The organism is Lysinibacillus capsici (genome assembly GCF_003367505.1).
GTDB classification, from domain to species: domain Bacteria; phylum Bacillota; class Bacilli; order Bacillales_A; family Planococcaceae; genus Lysinibacillus; species Lysinibacillus capsici.
Map to the genome: position 1 here is coordinate 133,872 of NZ_PXXX01000024.1, position 20,561 is coordinate 154,432.

The 20,561-nt window shown below is 37.3% G+C and carries 18 protein-coding genes and 1 other annotated feature; of the genes, 9 read left to right on the forward strand and 9 right to left on the reverse strand.

Going from position 1 to position 20,561, the window contains the following annotated elements:
- Window positions 1-67: 67 nt before the first annotated feature.
- The 3 genes from thiM to thiE are packed head-to-tail and all read left to right on the forward strand — an operon-like array spanning window position 68 to window position 2,281.
- On the forward strand, window positions 68-835 hold the full coding sequence (thiM, locus tag C7B89_RS20610; RefSeq protein ID WP_048393544.1) for a hydroxyethylthiazole kinase: 768 nt from the start codon (window positions 68-70) through the stop codon (window positions 833-835).
- The gene (gene thiD, locus C7B89_RS20615; protein ID WP_115674499.1) at window positions 823-1,647 is read left to right on the forward strand and encodes a bifunctional hydroxymethylpyrimidine kinase/phosphomethylpyrimidine kinase; all 825 of its coding nucleotides are present in this window, start codon (window positions 823-825) and stop codon (window positions 1,645-1,647) included. Before thiM ends, thiD begins: the two co-directional genes overlap by 13 nt.
- A complete protein-coding gene (gene thiE / locus C7B89_RS20620) occupies window positions 1,637-2,281 on the forward strand; it encodes a thiamine phosphate synthase (protein WP_048393540.1) in 645 nt (214 codons plus the stop codon). Before thiD ends, thiE begins: the two co-directional genes overlap by 11 nt.
- 70 nt (window positions 2,282-2,351) lie before the next feature.
- Here the strand turns inward: thiE and C7B89_RS20625 are convergent, their stop codons facing one another.
- From C7B89_RS20625 to ezrA, 5 genes are all read right to left on the reverse strand, one after another.
- On the reverse strand, window positions 2,352-2,570 hold the full coding sequence (locus C7B89_RS20625) for an alpha/beta-type small acid-soluble spore protein (RefSeq protein ID WP_004226165.1): 219 nt from the start codon (window positions 2,568-2,570) through the stop codon (window positions 2,352-2,354).
- A 145-nt stretch (window positions 2,571-2,715) separates the two neighbouring features.
- Window positions 2,716-3,924 (reverse strand): tRNA uracil 4-sulfurtransferase ThiI, encoded by a 1,209-nt coding sequence (thiI, locus tag C7B89_RS20630; RefSeq protein WP_115674500.1) that lies wholly within the window; start codon window positions 3,922-3,924, stop codon window positions 2,716-2,718.
- On the reverse strand, window positions 3,925-5,076 hold the full coding sequence (locus C7B89_RS20635) for a cysteine desulfurase family protein (protein ID WP_115674501.1): 1,152 nt from the start codon (window positions 5,074-5,076) through the stop codon (window positions 3,925-3,927).
- 106 nt (window positions 5,077-5,182) lie between these two features.
- Window positions 5,183-5,650: a GNAT family N-acetyltransferase gene (locus C7B89_RS20640; protein WP_115674502.1), complete on the reverse strand. Its 468-nt coding sequence runs from the start codon at window positions 5,648-5,650 to the stop codon at window positions 5,183-5,185.
- 89 nt (window positions 5,651-5,739) lie between these two features.
- Window positions 5,740-7,440: a septation ring formation regulator EzrA gene (gene ezrA / locus C7B89_RS20645; protein WP_054549944.1), complete on the reverse strand. Its 1,701-nt coding sequence runs from the start codon at window positions 7,438-7,440 to the stop codon at window positions 5,740-5,742.
- Window positions 7,441-7,603: 163 nt separating this feature from the next.
- Here ezrA and hisJ point away from each other — a divergent pair, with 163 nt between their 5' ends.
- Complete coding sequence (gene hisJ, locus C7B89_RS20650; RefSeq protein ID WP_066037559.1) at window positions 7,604-8,398, forward strand: histidinol-phosphatase HisJ; 795 nt, start codon at window positions 7,604-7,606, stop codon at window positions 8,396-8,398.
- A 25-nt stretch (window positions 8,399-8,423) separates the two neighbouring features.
- Window positions 8,424-8,903 carry a GAF domain-containing protein gene (locus C7B89_RS20655; RefSeq protein ID WP_048393529.1) on the forward strand — a complete coding sequence of 160 codons (480 nt, stop codon included), beginning with the start codon at window positions 8,424-8,426 and terminating at the stop codon, window positions 8,901-8,903.
- Between the two features lie 88 nt (window positions 8,904-8,991).
- Here C7B89_RS20655 and C7B89_RS20660 read toward each other — a convergent pair whose 3' ends face one another.
- Entirely contained in the window at window positions 8,992-10,770 is a 1,779-nt protein-coding gene (locus tag C7B89_RS20660) for a sensor domain-containing diguanylate cyclase (protein WP_231595662.1), read from the reverse strand.
- A 573-nt stretch (window positions 10,771-11,343) separates the two neighbouring features.
- On the opposite strand from C7B89_RS20660, the gene rpsD reads away from it, so the two are divergent.
- Window positions 11,344-11,946 (forward strand): 30S ribosomal protein S4, encoded by a 603-nt coding sequence (gene rpsD, locus C7B89_RS20665; RefSeq protein WP_004226141.1) that lies wholly within the window; start codon window positions 11,344-11,346, stop codon window positions 11,944-11,946.
- A 70-nt stretch (window positions 11,947-12,016) separates the two neighbouring features.
- Here rpsD and C7B89_RS20670 read toward each other — a convergent pair whose 3' ends face one another.
- Window positions 12,017-12,892 carry an MFS transporter gene (locus C7B89_RS20670; RefSeq protein WP_244205742.1) on the reverse strand — a complete coding sequence of 292 codons (876 nt, stop codon included), beginning with the start codon at window positions 12,890-12,892 and terminating at the stop codon, window positions 12,017-12,019.
- Window positions 12,893-12,918: 26 nt separating this feature from the next.
- On the reverse strand, window positions 12,919-12,999 hold the full coding sequence (locus C7B89_RS23350) for a hypothetical protein (RefSeq protein ID WP_244205744.1): 81 nt from the start codon (window positions 12,997-12,999) through the stop codon (window positions 12,919-12,921).
- 641 nt (window positions 13,000-13,640) lie between these two features.
- On the opposite strand from C7B89_RS23350, the gene C7B89_RS20680 reads away from it, so the two are divergent.
- Complete coding sequence (locus tag C7B89_RS20680) at window positions 13,641-14,846, forward strand: iron-containing alcohol dehydrogenase (RefSeq protein ID WP_004226138.1); 1,206 nt, start codon at window positions 13,641-13,643, stop codon at window positions 14,844-14,846.
- 139 nt (window positions 14,847-14,985) lie between these two features.
- Window positions 14,986-15,789: a cobalamin-binding protein gene (locus C7B89_RS20685; protein ID WP_115674504.1), complete on the forward strand. Its 804-nt coding sequence runs from the start codon at window positions 14,986-14,988 to the stop codon at window positions 15,787-15,789.
- 50 nt (window positions 15,790-15,839) lie between these two features.
- Here the strand turns inward: C7B89_RS20685 and tyrS are convergent, their stop codons facing one another.
- Window positions 15,840-17,108: a tyrosine--tRNA ligase gene (gene tyrS, locus C7B89_RS20690; protein ID WP_115674505.1), complete on the reverse strand. Its 1,269-nt coding sequence runs from the start codon at window positions 17,106-17,108 to the stop codon at window positions 15,840-15,842.
- Between the two features lie 83 nt (window positions 17,109-17,191).
- Window positions 17,192-17,400, reverse strand: a binding site (T-box leader).
- A 102-nt stretch (window positions 17,401-17,502) separates the two neighbouring features.
- Here tyrS and C7B89_RS20695 point away from each other — a divergent pair.
- Window positions 17,503-20,541, forward strand: a complete 3,039-nt coding sequence (locus tag C7B89_RS20695) for a transglycosylase domain-containing protein (protein WP_115674506.1) — start codon at window positions 17,503-17,505, stop codon at window positions 20,539-20,541.
- Window positions 20,542-20,561: the final 20 nt, after the last annotated feature.

Genomic DNA, 20,561 nt, shown 5'->3' on the forward strand with positions numbered 1-20,561 from the left:
TTCGTGCATTTTTACACAAAAAGAGCCTTTTTTGCATGCTTACGTCCATCCCTAAAGGAGGACTACAATGATTTTTCAAACAATTCGTCAACAGCAACCACTTATCCATTGTATAACCAATTATGTAGTGGCAAATTTTCAAGCAAATGGTTTATTAGCGATAGGTGCTTCACCAGTAATGGCCGATGACTACCAAGAGGTAGAGGAGATGGTGGCCATTGCTCAAGCATTATTAATTAATATTGGAACACTTAATGATCGCACAAAAAGTGCCATGTTATTAGCAGGTGAAAAAGCCAATAAACTTGGTATTCCTGTTATTTTAGATCCTGTCGGAGTTGGAGCCACAACTTATCGTAAGGAAACCGTAAGATACTTACTTGAAAACATACACTTTGCCGTGATTCGCTGTAATCTCGGCGAGCTAGCAGCAATAGTTGGTGTAAATTGGCAACAAAAGGGTGTAGATAGTGGTCATGGCACTATCGCTATGGAATTAGAAGCCACATCATTGGCTCAACGCTATCAATGCATTGTTATTGTCACAGGAGAACGCGATTTTATAACTGATGGCAAGCATAGCCAATGGATCGCTGGTGGTCATCCACAAATGACGGAAGTAACGGGTACAGGTTGTTTACTTAGCGCAATTTGTGGCGCAGCCTATAGTGTAAGCCATAATCCTTACCAACAATTAACAGAAACACTTACTTACTATAAAAAAGCAGGTGTACTGGCATCCGCATTTACTGCAGACATTGGTGATTTTCAAATAGCCTTACTCAATGCTATACATCGCTTATCAAAGGATGGTGCAGCTTCATGCATATTGTAACAACAATCGCTGGCTCAGATAGTGGTGGAGGCGCGGGTATACAGGCTGATTTAAAAACATTTCAGGAATTAGAAGTGTTCGGTACTTCTGTTATTACTGCTCTAACTGCTCAAAATACTTTGGGTGTAACAGGTGTTTGCCCTATTGACGTTTCCTTTATAAAAAAACAATTAGAGGCCTTAGTAGAAGATTTTCCAATCGCTGCGATTAAAACAGGAATGCTTTATTCCTCAGAAATTATCAAAGCAATTGCACACCAGATCAGGGAGCTAAACATTCCACTGATTGTTGATCCGGTGATGATTGCAAAAGGTGGGGAAAGCCTATTACAGCAAGAAGCTATCGATGCCTTACGCTCAACTTTATTACCACTTGCTACGGTTGTTACGCCCAATATACCCGAGGCAGAGACACTTACTGGGAGATCTATTCATCATTTTGAAGATATGAAAGAAGTAGCTCAAAGCTTGTTACAGCTAGGTGTACAATGTGTCATCATTAAAGGTGGTCATTTAGCAGATCCACTTTATGCCATTGATTATGTATTTTGCAAAAATGGACGTTCTTTTTCTTTGCAGTCTCCACGAATCCAAACAAAAAATACGCATGGTACTGGATGTACATTTTCCGCAGCACTTACTGCTTTTCTTGGACAAGGATTTGCTCTGGAAAATGCCATAATAGAAGCTAAAAAATTTATCCAATTAGCTATTATGTTTAATTTATCGATTGGAAATGGTCATGGACCCACTAATCATTTTGCTTATCAACAGTATAAGGAAGGCTGTGAGGTGATTATTCATGAAACGTGAGGATTTGGAGCTTTATTTTATTATGGGTACGAGCAATGTTCCTCCTCAAGAACAACCTATCTATATCCTAGAAAAAGCCTTGCAAGCAGGCATTACAATGTTTCAATTTCGTGAAAAAGGTCCTCACGCGTTAACTGGACTTGCGTATGAACAATTTGCACGCCAATGCCAAAAACTATGTCATCACTATCATGTGCCCTTTATCATTAATGACGATGTTGATCTAGCGATAAGACTAGGGGCTGATGGTGTTCATATCGGACAAGATGATTTACCTGTAAGTGTAGCACGTAAAAGAATCGGGAATATGATTCTTGGTGTATCTGTCCATTGCGAGGAAGAATTGCAAATAGCTATTAACCATCAAGCTGATTATGTTGGTATCGGTCCAATCTTTCCAACATCCTCTAAAAGTGATGCACAACCACCATGTGGTACATCTTTTTTACAGGAGGCACATTCATTACATCCTGAATTACCAATTGTAGCAATTGGTGGAATAAATTTCACAAATGCACATTCTGTATTTCAAACGGGAGTTGATGGTGTTGCTGTTATTTCAGCTATTTGTCAAAGCAAAGATGTTGATCATACAGTAGCTACATTTAGATCCTTATCTCGTATAAATAAATGATCAATAAACAAACTAAAACCAGTGCCTTTTACGGTCACTGGTTTTAAGTTTATAAATGCTTAATCAGCATTTATTGGTTGTTGTTTGGCATACCTTTTAATTGAGATTCTGCCATTTGTACAAGACGTTTAGTGATTTCACCACCAACGGAACCGTTGGCACGAGCTGAAGCTTCAGCTCCTAATTGAACACCAAATTCTTGTGCAATTTCGTATTTCATTTGATCTAGTGCTTGTTGTACACCAGGTACTGCAAGCTGGTTTGAACTACGGTTGTTGTTTGAAGCCATGTTTCTCACCTCCTTGTGAATATAGAATGTGCGATATTAGATTTTTAATACAAAAAATTTAGAGGTAAATTGTACCTCTATTGGAATAACAATATCCATACAAAAAAGCCGTCTCAAAATGGGCTTTGAGACGGCTTTTGAATCCTTATAGTAGATCTGCAAATTTATCTTGTTGTTCTTCTTTCTTAGGGAAAATATAGACCTCGCGATTCTTCACTGCTCGCTCGATCAATTCATCAAAGTCAGAGAAGCTTTCATAATGCTCAACCTTTTCAAGCTTCGGTTTTGTTTTTGGACTTGCTGGTGTAAAAATCGTGCAGCAATCTTCAAATGGCTGAATAGATGTTTCGTATGTGCCGATTTTTTCTGCAATATCAATAATTTCTAATTTATCAGTTGAAATCAGCGGACGAAGGATAGGTGTATTTGTTACTGCGTTTATTGCTGTTAAACTTTCAAGCGTTTGACTCGCCACTTGTCCAAGACTTTCGCCCGTTACAATAGCAAGTGCACCAATTTCCTCACGCACCTGATCAACAACCTTCAACATCATTCGGCGTGTTGTCGTCATCGATACATTAGAAGGTACTTTTTCTTTAATAAGAACTTGTATTTCAGTAAAAGGAATGACATGCAAACGAATACTAGCACCAAATTTTGTTAATTCATTGGCAAGCACTTTTACTTTTTCCAATGAATTTTGGCTTGTATAAGGTGGACTAAAGAAGTGAATTGCCTCTAATCGCACACCACGCTTCATCATTAAATAACCTGCGACAGGGCTATCAATACCGCCAGATAGCATTAATATAGACTTGCCATTTGATCCTACAGGCATTCCACCTGCACCAGGAATGACTTGTGCCATCATATAAGTTGCATCATGACGAACTTCTACACGTAGCTCAATATCAGGCTGCTTCACTTTAACAGATAAATTTTGAAATTGTGGTAAAACATAGCCACCGATCTCACGTTGGATGGCATGAGATTCTAAAGGAAATGTTTTATCAGTACGTTTTACCTCTACTTTAAATGTATGTGGCTCATCTTTAAATGTCTCCATAATAGTGATAGCGAGCTTTTTCATACTGTCCATATCTTTTTCGCATGCAGCGACAGGGCTAAATGATTGAATACCAAAAATTTTAGGTAAACCTGTAATTAGCATTTGCATTTGTGCTTCGTCTTCTATGGCAATAAACATACGGTCACGTTCTGTGCGAATATGCAGTTGTCCTAAATCTGCAAAGGCATGACGAATATTTTCACGTAAACGGCGGATAAAATCCATTTTGTTGCGACCTTTTGTAGAAAGCTCACCATATCTAATTAAAATTTCTTTCCAAATCATTTACTTTTTTTCTCCTTTGAGTTCCAACATTACTTCTGCTAGTACTTGTTTAAAGTTTTCTATATCTTCTATTGTGTTATGTGCGCCAAAGCTAAGGCGAATCACGCCTTTTTTATAATGCTCATCAAGGTGAAGCGCCTCGACGACATGACTTGTTTTCGTTTGCTTGGAAGAACATGCACTTGATGTCGACACAATGACACCACGTTTTTGCATAGCATTAATAATGACTTCCCCTTTTAAATCACGAACACTAAATGACACAATATGCGCAGCTCCCTGTGGCGTTGATAAAACATGGACTGCTTCGCCATAACTTTCTAGCTGAGTTCGGATTTCATCGTGCCATTGACGGTATTTATTTGAGCGTTCGTTCATTGTTTCAACAGCAAGTCGAGCCGCTTTCGCTAAAGCAACAGCTTGCGGAACTGCTACAGTACCACTACGCATACCAAATTCCTGACCTCCACCAAGAGCAAAGGGCTGCCATCTTATGGGTTTACGGAATGCTAACACTCCTGAGCCTTTAAAGCCATGAATTTTATGACCAGAGATAGAAATACAGTCAGGTCCTTCTTCTTTAAAGGATATTGCTAATTTCCCAAAGCTTTGCACAGCATCAACATGAAAGGCAGCACGACTCATTTCATGAATCATTTTTGCTGCTTCCTTAATAGGCTGAATTGCACCCATTTCATTATTCACATGCATGATGCTAACTAAAATTGTTTCTTTTCGTATTTTAGTACGAAGCTCATCTAGAGAAATCACACCTCTTCGATCGACACGAAGATATTCAACATCATAGCCCTCTTTTTCAAGTTGTTTCATTGTTTCTAGCACTGATGGATGTTCAATTTCAGTCGTTAAAATATGCTTTCCTATATGCGTATTACTACGTGCTATGCCAAAAATAGCTGCATTATTTGATTCTGTACCACCTGAAGTAAATAGCACATTTTTTGCCTCTGTCTGCAAAATATCTGCTACTTGCTCACGCGCACGTATTAATAAATCATTTGCTTCAACACCCATAGCATGGATGGAAGCAGGGTTGGCATAATACTGCTCATTTACAACCATAAAAGCCTGCATAACCTCTTTTAAAGGCTTAGTTGTTGCACTATTATCCAAATAAATTGTATTAACCATAACTTTTCACACACTTTCAAAACGTTGATTTAACGGTATTTATCATAACGCAATCTTTGGCGATTGACCACTAACTTTAACAATTATTTAAATTTTAATTGATATCCTACATTTTTTTCACCATCGTGACAAACTCTGTTGGTGTACTAAATTCAATTGCTTTAACAAAACCAAATTTTTCATAAAGATGGATTGCTCTCTTATTAAATAGTGCAACTGTTAAACGTAATGGCAGCTGATATTCTTCTTGAACTGTTTGAACAATAAACGAAAAAAATGCCGTTCCTAATCCTTGACCCGTTAGATTTGGCTTCAACCCAATTCCAATATCTATACAGTGTTCTTCATACGCCCCAAAACCTTGCCCTTTTGGCACTTGGGCTGCTTTACCTGTACAATAATAGCCAATTAATTCACTATGATTATTAAAGATCGCAAAGTAAGGATTATCAAGCATTTCTTGTAGATTTTCACCCGATAATTCATTATTGTAAAAATCGTAAGGTGCTACATATCGCCATTGTAAAATTTCACTTGCGAAATGTTCATTTATTTCTTTGATTGACAATTTCATACTGAATCACATCCTAATCTAAGCATAAATAGAAAGCTGTCTAAAAAGTAATCGCTATACTTTTTAGACAGCTCAAAATGTTATTTGAATTATTTTGCTATGAATTCTTCGGCAACCATTTCTTGAATACGCTTTAAGGCACCTGGCTCCATTTCTTCCACTGCTGTACCTGCTTCTTCTAAAGCCTTTGCATAACGGAATTGATGGAAAGCCTCTTCTGCTTCTCTTAAACGTCCGTTCAATTTTGGGTTCGATGCGCGATGGCGATTACCGTACTGAATAATACGCTCAATGAGCATCACATTTTCTATTAACTCATGTGCCTTTACTTTAACATCCTCTACACAGAGAGTTGCTGCATTTAGATTATTATGAACAGTACCCATATTAAGTGGTACTTCTTGCAAGCTTTGCATGACAACATAGATGTGCTCTGCTGCCTCATCAAGTCGTGCATCCATCTCCTCAGGAATTCCTGGAATATTTGCCTTGTTCAATAAACGATCCGTATCCTGTAATATTTTCTTTAAGTTTTCGACTTGAGCGCGTGCCTTATTTTCATCTATTCGAAGTTTCTTCATTGTATTCGATAGATGACCTTGTTCTTCGTGAATTCGTTCAAGCTCTTCACTAATTTCGATTAACTCTTCCTGTAAGCTAGAATAAGCTGATTTTTCTTCCCTAACTCGCATAGCTAATAAATCATAGCGACGTTGCAGTGCTTCCAATTGTTTTAAAGCGGCTTTTGGAATTTCAGCATCTTTTTCATTTAAATGATAACTTTGCTGTACATACGTTGCCTCGTCATTCACTAATTTTGTTGAAGAAATGACATTGGTAATAGAACTTAATAAACGATCACAATTTTGATCTACATAATTTTTAGCAATAACCTCTTTTTCAAGTAAATCATAAAAATGGTCGATTTCTTCATTTATTTCTGTCACACGCGGTTTAACAACTTTTAAATTCAGCTCTGCAAGTTCGAGTTTTAATGCCTCAAATTCTTTTTCATATTTATTAAGTGCATCTGTCAATTCTAAATGTTGTAAATAGTAAGATTGGTCTTCCATTTCACGCTGACCATTACGCAATTCCTGAACCGCACCTGGTAGCTTTACTTGAATTTCCGTTAAGATGGTTGGAACATCATTAATATATTCGAATGTCTGCTGCGATTCTTGATTTAAGCTAATGACAATTTCTCGCGCTTGCAAATAATTACCTTCATTCGTTAGGACATCGAACTCTTCAAATTTTTGAACAAATGTCTCTAGCTTCTTCTCTAATGCAGGTAATGCTACACCGAATGAATGTTGATGAGCCAGCAATGTCTTTCTTGCAGAGCGATAGTATTCTTTTAATTGTTCGATTTCAATTCGATTTTTTTCTTCGCTGCCAATTAATTCATTCAGTTCTTCTAAAATTTTATTTTTATCTTGGTCGCATTTCTCAATGTAATCTTCAATTTCACGTTCTATTAAAGTTGCCCTTTTAAAACGAAGTCGATTAATTTGATCCTCAGCATCAAATAGAAGAGAATCGATTTTAGTCATATGTACGTCGATGACTTCATCCCAAGTATTGCGCCATCGTTCAAACATTTCTTCCGTTTCACCGTTCATGTTTAAAGATTTTACTTTTGAAATTTCTTCATTTATAGGATTATGTTGTATTTGTAATTTTTCATTTTCTAGTTTTGCAATAATTGCAACATGTTTTCTTCGCATCATAAATCCTACTATGGCTAAAATTAATAGTAGGATAATCGGAATGATGATATACTCCATCGTAAGCCTCCTATTCTACAATAAACGAATTGGCTAGTTGTATTTATTATATACTATGTTTTCGCCTTTTGTACTAAAATTTAAGTGTTTTTCAGAAAACTGTATTTTCGCTATTGTGAAATATTTAAATAGCGTATCTATAGAGCTAAAGGAGTGGTAAATTATGAAACGTGATGGGCATATACATAGTCCTTTTTGTCCACATGGCACTACGGACTCATTCAAGCAATATATTGAAAAAGCAATTTCTCAACATTTCACAGATATAACATTTACAGAACACGCCCCATTGCCCAAAAGTTTTGTCGATCCAACCCCGCAACAAGATAGTGGCATGAATCCTGATGATCTCATGTCTTACATTGAAGAATTGCAACATCTACAACAACAGTATGCACAAGATATTCGTATCCGCATCGGACTAGAAGTTGACTACATCCAAGGCTACGAACAAGAAACTCGTCAATTCCTTGATACCTATGGACATCTTTTAGATGACGCTATTTTATCAGTCCATTTTTTAAAATGGCAAGATACCTTTGTATGTATCGACTTTTCTTCTGAATGCTTTATTGATTTTTCAAAAAAAGTTGGCTCTGTTGAACTGGTATATGATTTATATTATGATACTGTCCTACAATCGATTAGAGCAGATCTTGGACCATACAAACCAAAACGGATTGGACATCCATCACTTATTCATAAATTCCAACTAGCGCACAACGAAAAAATCAATGACACCCCACGTATCAAAGAAGTATTAGACAGCATGAAATTCGCGGGCTATGAATTAGATTTAAATAGTGCTGGTTTAAGTAAACAATATTGTCAGGAGCCTTATCCACCATTTGCCCTTATCAATTATAGTCAAACTATTAAACTACCATATGTATTTGGTTCAGATGCACATTGCGCAGAAGATTTACATCAACACTATAATGTTATATTACCAATATAAATAACTTTTAAACGAGGTGCTTAGTATGTTTACACAAATTAATTACGAAGGATCAATTGCTGACCAGTATCTGACATTATCAAAACAATTAGATGCACTATTAACTGGCGAAACCAATCAAATCGCCAATTTAAGTAATGCCTCTGCTCTGTTAAATCAATTTTTAACGAACATTAACTGGGTTGGTTTTTATCTCTTGCAGGATAATGAGCTTGTGTTAGGACCATTCCAGGGTCTTCCTGCCTGTGTTAGAATTCCTATTGGGCGTGGTGTTTGTGGTACAGCTGTGGCAACAAGAGAAACAGTTGTTGTAAAAGATGTACATGATTTTCCAGGGCATATTGCCTGTGATGCTGCATCGCAGTCTGAAATTGTTATACCGCTAATGAAGCAAGGTGAAATTATTGGTGTGTTAGATATCGATAGTCCTATCGTGAATCGCTTTTCAGAGGAAGATCGTAATGGCCTAGAGGAATTTGTTAAAACACTCCTTAACCATTTATAATACAATATTAAAAATTGCCCTGAAATGTTTTATATTGTCATTTCAGGGCGATTTATTTAAACAACCATTTACGTTTTGCTTTATAATCCTATGAATTCGTTTGGAACGATCCATTGTGAGTACAAAAGCGATTTTTCCCGCTGTTTTTCGCCTCATACAAGGCTGTATCTGCATGTAAAAACACAGATTGGAATGCTGGTCGATCTCGCTCATCCCATGTTATAAGACCCGCAGAAATGGTTACTTGTGGATCTGTGGTACTTGGGATGACTTCCACAATGGTTGATGCTAATTCTAAAGCTTCTTTTTCATCGATGTTAGGGACATAGACAGACATTTCTTCTCCACCCCATCTTGCACAAATCCCACGACTTCCAATAGTCTCTTTTAATTGAACCGCAATCTGAACAAGAATTTTATCTCCAACTTGGTGACCATACGTATCATTAATGCGTTTAAAATTATCAATATCAATTAACAAAAACATACCAGATTGATCATATTCAAGTGATTTTTCTACAAACTGATCGAGGTAACTACGAGCATACAGTTTCGTTAAATGATCCAAATCGACCATTTCCTGAAGCTGTGTTCGTAAAATTGAGTTTGCAATGGCTAATGATGAATGGTGAATTAAAGATTGCATTAATTTGAAACTATCGAATGAAAAGAAATATGGCTCTTTATGTAAGACAATACTAAAACCATTAATCTTTTCCTCCATAAGTATAGGAATCGCCATAATAGAGCGATACTCAATTTGATTAGGAGTTAGACGGCTGAAATCGGCAACAAATAGTGGATCATTCGTTTGAGCAAAGTGCTGTTCAACATGTTTTATATAACTTTGACCGTTTTCTGAATGGAACAGGGAGGTACTTGCACCTGTTATTTCAAATGTATCGTGTTTTTTAAATGCGAAACATACTTCCATTGGCTGAAAGGATTTCAGTAACTGCTTTTGTAGGAAAAGTAACATTTCATGAATGTCAATTCGCATATTTAAACGATGCGAAGTTTCATTGATGAGTTGTAAGTCACTTACGAGGCGATGCGATTGATGATATAACTTTGCATTTTCAAGAGCATTTCCTGAAGCTTGTGCCAGCATCCGTACAAAATCTTTTTCGGTTGTTGAAAAAAGATAAGTGGTGGGTGCACTTACTTGCAAGATGCCATAAATAGCTTGCCTGCCCTTAATCGGTGCATTTAACAACCGACAATTTAAATCGCTCGCTAGCTCTGTCGTCAACTCTCCTGATACAAAGGCTTCAATTGTAGCAGGTCTTTCTGATAAATAATCAAAAAGCTTAATATCGATGGTCGTGTGTCGATCTTGATCATTCGATAAAATAAGCTCCACATTAAACTCAGGAAAATTATCCCGTATATTTTTTAATACATTTTCTAAAATTAAATCAATATCCATTGTTGAATGAAATAAATCAGTCATGTTATATAGTTTTCTATATTGGTCTTCATTTATTTTGACATCTAAATTGTCTCTAATCATTTGAAGAACCTTTGAAAGTGTTTCTATACACTCTTCACCATACTCCGAGGTCATAAAGTCTGTCCAAGACTCTGTTGCCTCCACAAGTAATATACCAATGGGATTTTTGCCCTCTGCTTGGAAAAGCACCATATCTGTCATCATTGAATAGGCCTGTCTTGCTTTCAATATATAAGGAATTTTCACTACTTTTTGTTGATAAAAACTAGCTTCGATCATCAGCCATGACACAGCATTTAGCTTTGTTTCAATTGTTAATGAAGCCATCTCTTCGATTGGGATTAAGGAATTACCTTCAAAACTAAGAAAAGCAGCATTATCAATTTTCAAGCGCTTCTTTAGAAACTGTTTCAATGAACAAAAATACCCATTAAAACTAGTTTGTTCTTCATAAGAACTCACCCAAAAGCTCAAAACATCAGATTTTATATATTTTAGCGTTTGTAAATGGTCTGTCATGAAATCACCTTTTCTATATAACGTCCAAATCAATTACTATTAACTTATAATATATTATACATAATTTGTGTCATTTTGACTATGTAATTATCCCTTACTTTTACAATTTACATAACACAGCGTATCATTAACTATTCCCATATTATTTTAAATAGGTAGTGAGGAATTTCCTACTATGTTCTTTTATATTTTTTTACTAGCTAATAATTGACGTCCTTGTCCAAAGCAGTTACAATGGAGGTTGTGTAAAATAAACGCAGCAGTGGTATAAGCTTATGATTGTATTTTATTCCTCTATTTTCTGATGTACAACTACTTAGATGATCAGCAATGAAAATTAGATGGTGTATTGTGTAACCTAACGGCTGCATAGGCGAAAGTACATGAAAATAAAATGCGTGTAAGAATGGGTACTACTGGTTTTTGTTTTACAACAAAAAAACCAAATTTAAAGGAGGAGACAACAATATGTCTCGTTATACAGGTCCATCTTGGAAATTATCACGTCGTCTTGGTATCTCACTAAGCGGTACAGGTAAAGAAATCGAAAAACGTCCTTACGCACCAGGACAACACGGTCCAAACCAACGTAAAAAATTATCAGAATACGGTTTACAACTTCAAGAAAAACAAAAACTTCGTCATATGTATGGTATGAACGAACGTCAATTCCGTACTCTATTTAACCGCGCTGGTAAAATGAAAGGTGTTCACGGTGAAAACTTCATGATCCTTCTTGAAACTCGCCTTGACAACTTAGTTTACCGTTTAGGTTTAGCTCGTACTCGTCGTGGAGCTCGTCAATTAGTTAACCACGGTCACATCTTAGTAGATGGCAAACGCGTTGATATCCCATCATACAGCGTAAAACCAGGTCAAACGATTTCTCTTCGTGAAAAATCTCAAAACCTTGCTGTAGTAGTAGAAGCAATCGAAGTAAACAACTTCGTACCTGACTACTTAACATTCGATGCTGACAAAAAAGAAGGTACATTCACTCGCCTTCCAGAGCGTTCTGAATTATCAGCTGAAATCAACGAAGCATTCATCGTAGAGTACTACTCTCGTTAATCAATTGATGCTAATAAAAGCCCTGAAATCCCTTGTATACCAAGGCTTCAGGGTTTTTTTCTATGAACAATCAATTAGAACCTACGTTTTTTCCGCTTTTAATCATTAGCGCAAAAACTAATCCAGTACCGAGTATTGTAGCAAGTAGGAGGAAGGCTACAGTAAAGCTACCAAATTGTATGAAATAAGCAGATATGAACGGTGCAACACTTGTTCCAGCAAATAAAATTACTGTGTACATAGAAACTGCAATCCCTCCCATATTCCAACCTAACTGACTAACAAGCGTTACTAATGAAGGAACAGCAAGGGCAATCCCACCAACAAATAAAATACTACTGATGGTTAAACCAGCTATAGTTGAAATAAAGCTCATCGCGGTCAGTGCAATAATCGCGAGAGTTAAGGCCATTTTCAGTACAAACAGCACATTAAAACGCTTTGCTATTTTCCCCGCAAATGGTGACATAACCATCCCCACTACCCCAAAGATACGAATGTAGATAAGGTTCTGACTTTTCATACCAAAGAAATCACTCGTTAAATAAGCCCCTAAAATAATGTACATACTGACAAATGACATTAATAATGCAAACGCAATGATATAACTAAAGATCAAATTTCTATTGGTGAAAATAATACCAATTCTCTTCAGAGGAGCCCATATATTTTTAGTTTCATTCTGAATTATTCCCTTCGGTAAGATCCACACGACTAACAAAGCAGTCATAACATACACTACAGCAAGTACATAAAAGATGACGTGCCAATGACTATGGTCGCTTACATATCCACTAAACACCTGACCAACTATACCCGCTACAAGAAATCCCGTACTGATAAAACCTACTGCCCCAACTTTTCGATCATTTGGAAAAACCTCAAGAGTATAGGCAAGTGCTACTGGTGAAAATGTTGCTGCCGCAAGCCCCTGTAATCCTCTCAATAGAAGGATAAAAGAAAAGTCATTAACTAAACCTGAAGTAACGTTATTACGCTTAATAAAAAAAGCCCAAATACAATGATATTTTTACGACCATATTTTTCTGATATCGCACCATAGAAAAAACACCCTAGTGCAAATCCAAGTGAAAAAACACTAGATGTTTGGCATCTTCTCGATTTGTATCACTTGAAGAAGACATTTGAATCAGTTCAATATACGGCTCTACCCCTAATACAGGTAAATCATCTTCATGTGTTAATCCAAAGCAAGAATTTTTATTTTCACTGATTTCTTCAAAATGATGCACTACTTTTTTAGCGCAGACGCATTGCCCAGATTATTATAACCAACAATAATTTTTTCTCTTATATTGTGGCAATTTTATGTACTTTAAAATAACAATTACATAGTTTCAAAATAACATAATCACTACCTTTATAATAAAAACAAAATATCAGTTATTTACTATTCATTAGATCATCAAAATAGAACTGTTTTCCAAAAAATATATTTTACTTTCATAGTAAAATATTTTTAAAACCTTTTTAAATTCAATATTCTACAACAAAACAACATTCCAATGTTCCTATCATCACCTTAACTTTTTTGTAAAATAATAACATGAAGAAATTTAACAATTTTAATAAAAATACGAGTTGAACTTTTACAAAAAATAGAATACGATGAATTGCGAAAGGTGGTTCACCATCATTCAAGCAATAATAATTTTTTAAAAGGGGTTGGAAATATGTCAGACGTTCTAAAGCAATTTGTTATGCCGAAAACAAACTTATTTGGACCTGGAGCAATTCAAGAAGTTGGTAAACGCTTAAATGATTTAGAAGTGAAAAAGACATTAATCGTAACAGATGAGGGTCTACACAAATTAGGTCTCTCAGAACAAATTGCAAACATCATTACAGCTGCTGGAATTGATGTAGCAATTTTCCCTAAAGCAGAACCAAATCCAACAGATCAAAACATAGAAGATGGCATTTCCGTGTATCATGCGGAAAACTGTGATTCTATTGTTTCTCTTGGAGGAGGCAGCGCACACGATGCAGCAAAAGGTATCGGACTTATTGCTTCGAATGGTGGACGCATTCATGATTATGAAGGCGTTGATAAATCACAAAATCCACTTGTGCCATTAATTGCAATTAATACAACTGCTGGTACTGCCAGTGAAATGACTCGTTTCACTATTATCACGGATACAGCACGCAAAGTAAAAATGGCCATTGTTGATAAGCATGTGACACCGTTACTTTCTATAAACGATCCTGAATTAATGATTGGTTTACCTCCTGCTCTTACGGCAGCTACTGGGGTCGATGCACTAACACATGCTATTGAATCATTCGTTTCTACGAATGCTACACCAATCACGGACGCATGTGCTGAAAAGGTCCTTCAGCTAATTCCTGAATATCTACCACGTGCCTATGCAAATGGAGCTGATATAGAAGCGCGTGAACAAATGGTATATGCACAATTTTTAGCGGGAATGGCCTTTAATAATGCATCACTTGGCTATGTTCATGCAATTGCTCATCAATTGGGTGGTTTCTATAACCTACCACATGGCGTGTGCAACGCTATTTTATTGCCACATGTTTGTCGATTTAATGTCACAGCACGTACAGAGCGCTTTGCTCGTATCGCTGAATTATTAGGAGAAAATGTAGAGGGTTTAAGTAAGCGAGATGCGGCTGAAAAGGCTATTACAGCTATTGAGAAGTTATCACAAGATTTAAATATTCCTAGCGGCTTCCGTGAATTAGGTGCAAAAGATGAGGATATTGAGATCTTAGCAAAAAATGCATTATTAGATGTGTGTGCTGAGACGAACCCTCGTAAAGCAACACTAGAGGATATCAAACAAATCATCACAAATGCAATGGGTCCTATTGTGAAAAAAGAAGAGTCACTCGAGGCAGTTGCCCTTTCTTAATCGACGGTTTCCTATAAGCCTATACAAAGGATGGAGAAAACAAATGTTTTCTCCACTTTTTTATGGACTCGATACACACACATTGTCTATCACGGGAACTCTCGCTATACTTCTCTTAAAAAGAATAGGAGAAAATAATATGCGTTTAATTTCAATTTGTCCTAGCAATACAGAATTAGTCGCCTATTTAGGGCTGACAGACCAGCTCGTTGGAGTTGATGATTATTCCGATTGGCCATCATCGGTTAAAGATCTACCACAGCTTGGGCCTGATTTATCAATTAACATGGAGGCATTAGAGGCATTACAGCCTGATCTTGTTCTGGCTTCCTTGAGTGTACCTGGTATGGAAAAAAACATTGAGGCACTAAAAGAAAGAAATATTCCTCATATTATTTTTAATGCAAACTCATTAGAAGAAATTGCGCAAGATCTTCTGACACTCGGGAAAGCTTGTCAAGTGGAGGAACAAGCAAAGACAATTGCTGAAGAGTACATGCATTCCATCGAAAAAATGTATTCCATTGCACAAACAATTCCGAAGAAACCTACCCTGTATTGGGAATGGTGGCCGAACCCTATTTTCACTCCTGGGAAAATAAATTGGCTAACAGAAATTAGCGCTCTTGCTGGTGGCATAAATCTATTTCAAGATGTTGAGCTTGCTAGTGTTCAAACAGATTGGACAGATGTTGTTAAACGCCAGCCTGACTATATCATGATGGCTTGGGTTGGTGTCGCATTTGAGCGTATCCAACCTGCTAATTTATTAAAACGTCCATATGCCAAAGAGTTACATGCCATTCAATCGGAACAGCTCCATGTAATGGAAGAATGGCTGTATTGTCGCCCTTCTCCACGACTTATTGAAGGTGCTATAAAACTTGGAAAAATACTGCATCCTAAAGAATATGAACAAATAAAACCTCCAAGTTTCTTATGATGAAAAAACCACATCCAGCGTTTTTTGGGATGTGGTTTTGCCAATAGAAATTAGATAAATTTCACCATATGATATTTTTTCTTACCTCGACGGACAATGCTAAATGCATCCTCTAAACGATCCTTCGCATCGACTACATATTCTAAATCTGTTACCTTTTCACCGTTTACACTAATAGCACCATTTGATACATCTTCACGTGCTTGACGTTTTGAAGAGGAAATGCCGGCCTCCACAAGTAGGTCCACAATGTTTTTATCCTCTTTAGCCATTTCAATAGAAGGAACGTCTTTAAAAGCGTCCTTCATTTCTTCGGCTGAAAGTGCTTTTAGATCTCCTGAGAATAAAGCAGCTGTAATACGGATGGCTTGCTCTAATGCCTCTTGACCATGTATTAAACGAGTCATTTCTTCAGCTAGCGCCTTTTGTGCCTTACGTAAATGTGGCTCCTCCTCTACAGATACGGCTAAAGCTTCAATTTCTTCACGAGATAGGAACGTGAAGATTTTTAAGTATTTTATGACATCTGCATCAGCTGCATTGATCCAGAATTGGTAGAATTCATATGGAGATGTTTTCTTACTATCTAGCCAAACAGCACCACCTGCGGTTTTACCAAACTTTGTACCATCTGCCTTTGTTACTAATGGAATCGTAATTCCAAAGGCTTTCGTTTCTTCCTCGTGTGTTTTACGAATAACCTCTAACCCTGTTGTAATATTACCCCATTGGTCAGAGCCACCTACTTGAATACGGCAATTGTAGTGATTGTATAAATGATTGTAATCAATACCTTGAATTAACGTATAGGCAAACTCTGTAAACGAGATTCCTGTGTCAAGACGAGAAGCAATCGTATCTTTTGCTAACATATAGTTTACGTTAATTAGTTTCCCGTAATCACGTAAAAATTCAATTGTGTTTATATTACCAATCCAGTCACGATTGTTCACAAGCTGAGCACCATTGCCATCTTCCGCAAATTCGAAAATACGTTCTAATTGACTACGGATTCCTTGAACGTTTTTATCGATTTGCTCTACTGTTTGTAATTGGCGCTCTTCTGAACGGCCAGATGGGTCACCGATCATCCCTGTCGCACCACCAACAAGTAAAATTGGACGGTGGCCCGCTTTTTGGAATCGACGAAGTGTTAACAATGGAACAATATGTCCAATATGCATGGAGTCAGCTGTTGGATCTACCCCACAGTATAAAGATACAGATTGTTCATCTAATAATTTTGCCATGCCTTCCGCATCTGTTTGTTGGTATAGCAAACCACGCCATTCTAAATCTTGTAATAATTCGTTTGTCATGTTCATTCCTCCTAAAATGGTTAAATTCATTACGTGCATGGACATGTTTAAATAAAAAAAGTCCCTACACGCAAACAATTGCATGCAGGGACGTTAAGTTGCAAACTAACGCGGTACCACCCAGCTTGAAGATGTCATCCACCTTCCACTTCATTCAGCCGCCTTTATCGCAGGCGCGCACGTCTAAGCTCCAAGCACGTAATTCGTCTCTACAATATGACCAGTTTTCACCAACCACTGGCTCTCTAAACAGGGAATATAGACACTACTGCAAGCTCTTCATCACCAGAAAACTATAAACATAATTTTATACGATTCTTTTTCAAAGTCAATAACTATGTTCGTGCTAAAACAATATGTGCTATAATAGACAAGATTTTAGGAGGTCGATACATTGAAAGATTGGATTGAAAAAATCAATGCAAAGATCGATGAATTACTTGAACAAAAATGGATGAAGAAATTACGTATTTCAGGTAGTGTTACCTGGAACTTATTTTTACTATTTTTAGTCTTTGCATTGGTTGGCACTGTATTTGTCGGTTCAGTTGGAGCTGGTTATTTTGCTTCTCTTGTAAAAGAAGAACCGTTACGCTCAAAACAAGAGTTAAGGGATCAAATTTTTAGCTATGAAGAAACCAGTGAGATTTATTTTGCCAACGATATTTATATTGGGAAATTAAGGACAGATTTAGATCGACGTGAAACTTCGCTTAGCAATGTTGCACCAGAGGTCGTGAATGCTGTTCTGGCAACAGAAGATGAATATTTCCGAGAGCATAACGGAATTGTTCCTAAAGCAGTTATTCGTGGGTTATTACAAGATGTCACAAACTCTGCAACGCAGACAGGTGGTTCTACACTTACCCAGCAGCTTATTAAAAACCAAGTACTAACTAATGAAGTATCATACGAGCGTAAAGCTAAGGAAATTTTACTAGCGATGCGTTTAGAACATTTTATGACGAAGGAAGAAATATTAGAGGCTTATTTAAATATCATTCCCTATGGTCGTAACTCTTCAGGACGAAATATTGCAGGTGTTGAAACAGCTGCGGAAGGAATTTTTGGCGTAAAAGCAAAAGAATTGACTCTTCCTCAAGCTGCGTACATAGCTGGTATTCCACAGGCACCATTTGCTTATACACCATTTACAAATACAGGTGAACTGAAAAGTGAAGAAGCTTTGAAACCAGGTATTGATCGTATGAAAACAGTACTTTATCGTATGAAAGAAGCTGGTTATATTGATGATGCACAGTATAATGAAGCGTTAAACTATGATATTGCTGCCGATTTCCGTGGACCAGAAATGCGCGCGGAGGATCGTTATCCTTGGTTGACTTATGAGCTTGAAGCTCGTGCAAAAGATATTATTGCTGAAAAATTAGCAAAAGATGATGGGATTGACCCAGAGCGCTTAAAGTCAGAAAAAAAATTAAAGGATAAATATACGATTTTAGCAGATCGTGATGTTCGTTCAAAAGGCTATCGTATTTATTCAACCATTAATAAAGATATGTATGATGCGATGCAAAAAGCAGCAAAAGACTTCCAGTATTATGGTCATACGTATACTGGTAAAGGGAAAGATCCTGTTACTGGTGAAGAAATTGATATTGAGATGCCGGTTCAAGTAGGTAGTATTTTAATAGAGAATACGACAGGTCGTATTTTAAGCTTTGTCGGTGGTCGAGACTTTAAAACCACTCAAGTAAACCATGCAACACAAGCTTATCGTTCTAACGGTTCTACAATGAAACCATTACTTGTTTATGGACCTGCCATTGAGTATGGCGTAATCGGTGCGGGTAGTCCATTAGTTGACGTGAAATTCTCAATCGGTTCTTGGAGTCCAAGTAACTATATTACGAGTGATGAGCGAGGTCTTATTCCAGCACGTGAAGCTTTAGCAGATTCTCAAAATATTTCAGCACTACGTTTATATAATGATATTATTAGTAGACGCCCTGCAGATTTGTTGGTAAAAATGGGATTCTCAAAATTACATCCAGATGATTTTACTAACCTAGCAACTGGGATCGGTGCTTTAAGCGAAGGAACTACTGTTGAAGAAAATACAAATGCATTCGCTACCTTTGCAAATGGTGGCCAATTCATTGACGCTTATATGATTGATCGAATTGAAGACCAAGAAGGAAATATTGTTTACCAACATGAAGTAGAACCTGTTCAAGTATTTAGCCCAGAAACATCTTATATCGTGACAGATATGCTACGTGATGTTCTCACTAAAGGAACAGGGACAATGGCACGAAATACATTAAAATTCTCTTCTGATTTCGCTGCAAAAACAGGGACTTCTCAAGAATATAAAGATGTTTGGTTAGTTGGTTATAACCCTAATGTATCTCTTGGTGTTTGGATGGGTTACGATCAACCTCGTACACTTTATGCATTTAACAACACCTATTTACAGCCAAGCGTTCGGGTGAATAAGCTATGGGGTACTTTAATGAATGCTGTTTACGATGCGGACCCTCAGCTAATTGACCCTCCAACAAGTTTTAAGGCGCCTAAAAATGTTGTGACAGCATCATTCTGTGGCATTTCCGGCATGGCCCCTTCTGCAGCTTGTGCTAGCGCAGGTCTTGTACGCTCAGATTTATTTAATGCGAAAGTATTTTTACCATCACAACCTGATGATAGCTTAGCCTCTTCAAGTGTTGTGACGATTAAAGGAAAAACTTATAATGCGTTGCCAAATACACCAGCAGAGTTTGTAAAAGCAGGTGGCGCAGGCATTAATCAAGACTTTATTAAACGAATGTTAGGTAGACTTGGCGGGAACCCTGCTAGTCTGTTACCAAAGAATTCTACATTGTCGAATTCATCTGTATCAGCAGTTGATTTCCCAGCGGATGGTAGCCCTCCAGGAGCTGTCTCAGCTTCAGTAAATGGCTCTACATTATCATGGTCAGAGTCATCGAATGATGTTGTTGGTTATCGTATCTACAACGTTACGAATGGCGGTAATACACTTGTAACGTCCGTACTAGAGTCAACACAAAGCATTACGGTTGCTAGTGGACAAGCTTATGTAGTGGTCGCTGTAGATATTACAGGTTTAACATCACCACACTCCAATGTTGTGTCTACTGGCGGTAGTGAAAATGAACCTGACCCAGAGGAAAACGACCAAGAGCCAATACCACCTACAACACCACCTACTAATGGCAATGGTAATGGTAATGGTTCGGGTAGTAACGGCAATGGCTCCAATAATGGGAACGGGTCTGGTAATAACGGCAATGGCTCCAATAACGGGGATGGTTCTGGTAACAATGGCAATGGCTCCAATAACGGGGATGGCTCCGGAAGCAATGGCGATGGATCTGATAACCCCGGAGATGGCACAAATGGAGGAGACAATGGTAATACCACTACTCCAACTGAAACATCAAGGCGCTAATCCATTATGCCTTAGCAAAA

Coding starts and splice junctions, on each gene's coding strand:
- thiM (WP_048393544.1), top strand. CDS start 68: ATGATTTTTCAAACAATTCGTCAACAGCAACCACTTATCCATTGTATA.
- thiD (WP_115674499.1), top strand. CDS start 823: ATGCATATTGTAACAACAATCGCTGGCTCAGATAGTGGTGGAGGCGCG.
- thiE (WP_048393540.1), top strand. CDS start 1,637: ATGAAACGTGAGGATTTGGAGCTTTATTTTATTATGGGTACGAGCAAT.
- C7B89_RS20625 (WP_004226165.1), bottom strand. CDS start 2,570: ATGGCTTCAAACAACAACCGTAGTTCAAACCAGCTTGCAGTACCTGGT.
- thiI (WP_115674500.1), bottom strand. CDS start 3,924: ATGATTTGGAAAGAAATTTTAATTAGATATGGTGAGCTTTCTACAAAA.
- C7B89_RS20635 (WP_115674501.1), bottom strand. CDS start 5,076: ATGGTTAATACAATTTATTTGGATAATAGTGCAACAACTAAGCCTTTA.
- C7B89_RS20640 (WP_115674502.1), bottom strand. CDS start 5,650: ATGAAATTGTCAATCAAAGAAATAAATGAACATTTCGCAAGTGAAATT.
- ezrA (WP_054549944.1), bottom strand. CDS start 7,440: ATGGAGTATATCATCATTCCGATTATCCTACTATTAATTTTAGCCATA.
- hisJ (WP_066037559.1), top strand. CDS start 7,604: ATGAAACGTGATGGGCATATACATAGTCCTTTTTGTCCACATGGCACT.
- C7B89_RS20655 (WP_048393529.1), top strand. CDS start 8,424: ATGTTTACACAAATTAATTACGAAGGATCAATTGCTGACCAGTATCTG.
- rpsD (WP_004226141.1), top strand. CDS start 11,344: ATGTCTCGTTATACAGGTCCATCTTGGAAATTATCACGTCGTCTTGGT.
- C7B89_RS20680 (WP_004226138.1), top strand. CDS start 13,641: ATGTCAGACGTTCTAAAGCAATTTGTTATGCCGAAAACAAACTTATTT.
- C7B89_RS20685 (WP_115674504.1), top strand. CDS start 14,986: ATGCGTTTAATTTCAATTTGTCCTAGCAATACAGAATTAGTCGCCTAT.
- tyrS (WP_115674505.1), bottom strand. CDS start 17,108: ATGACAAACGAATTATTACAAGATTTAGAATGGCGTGGTTTGCTATAC.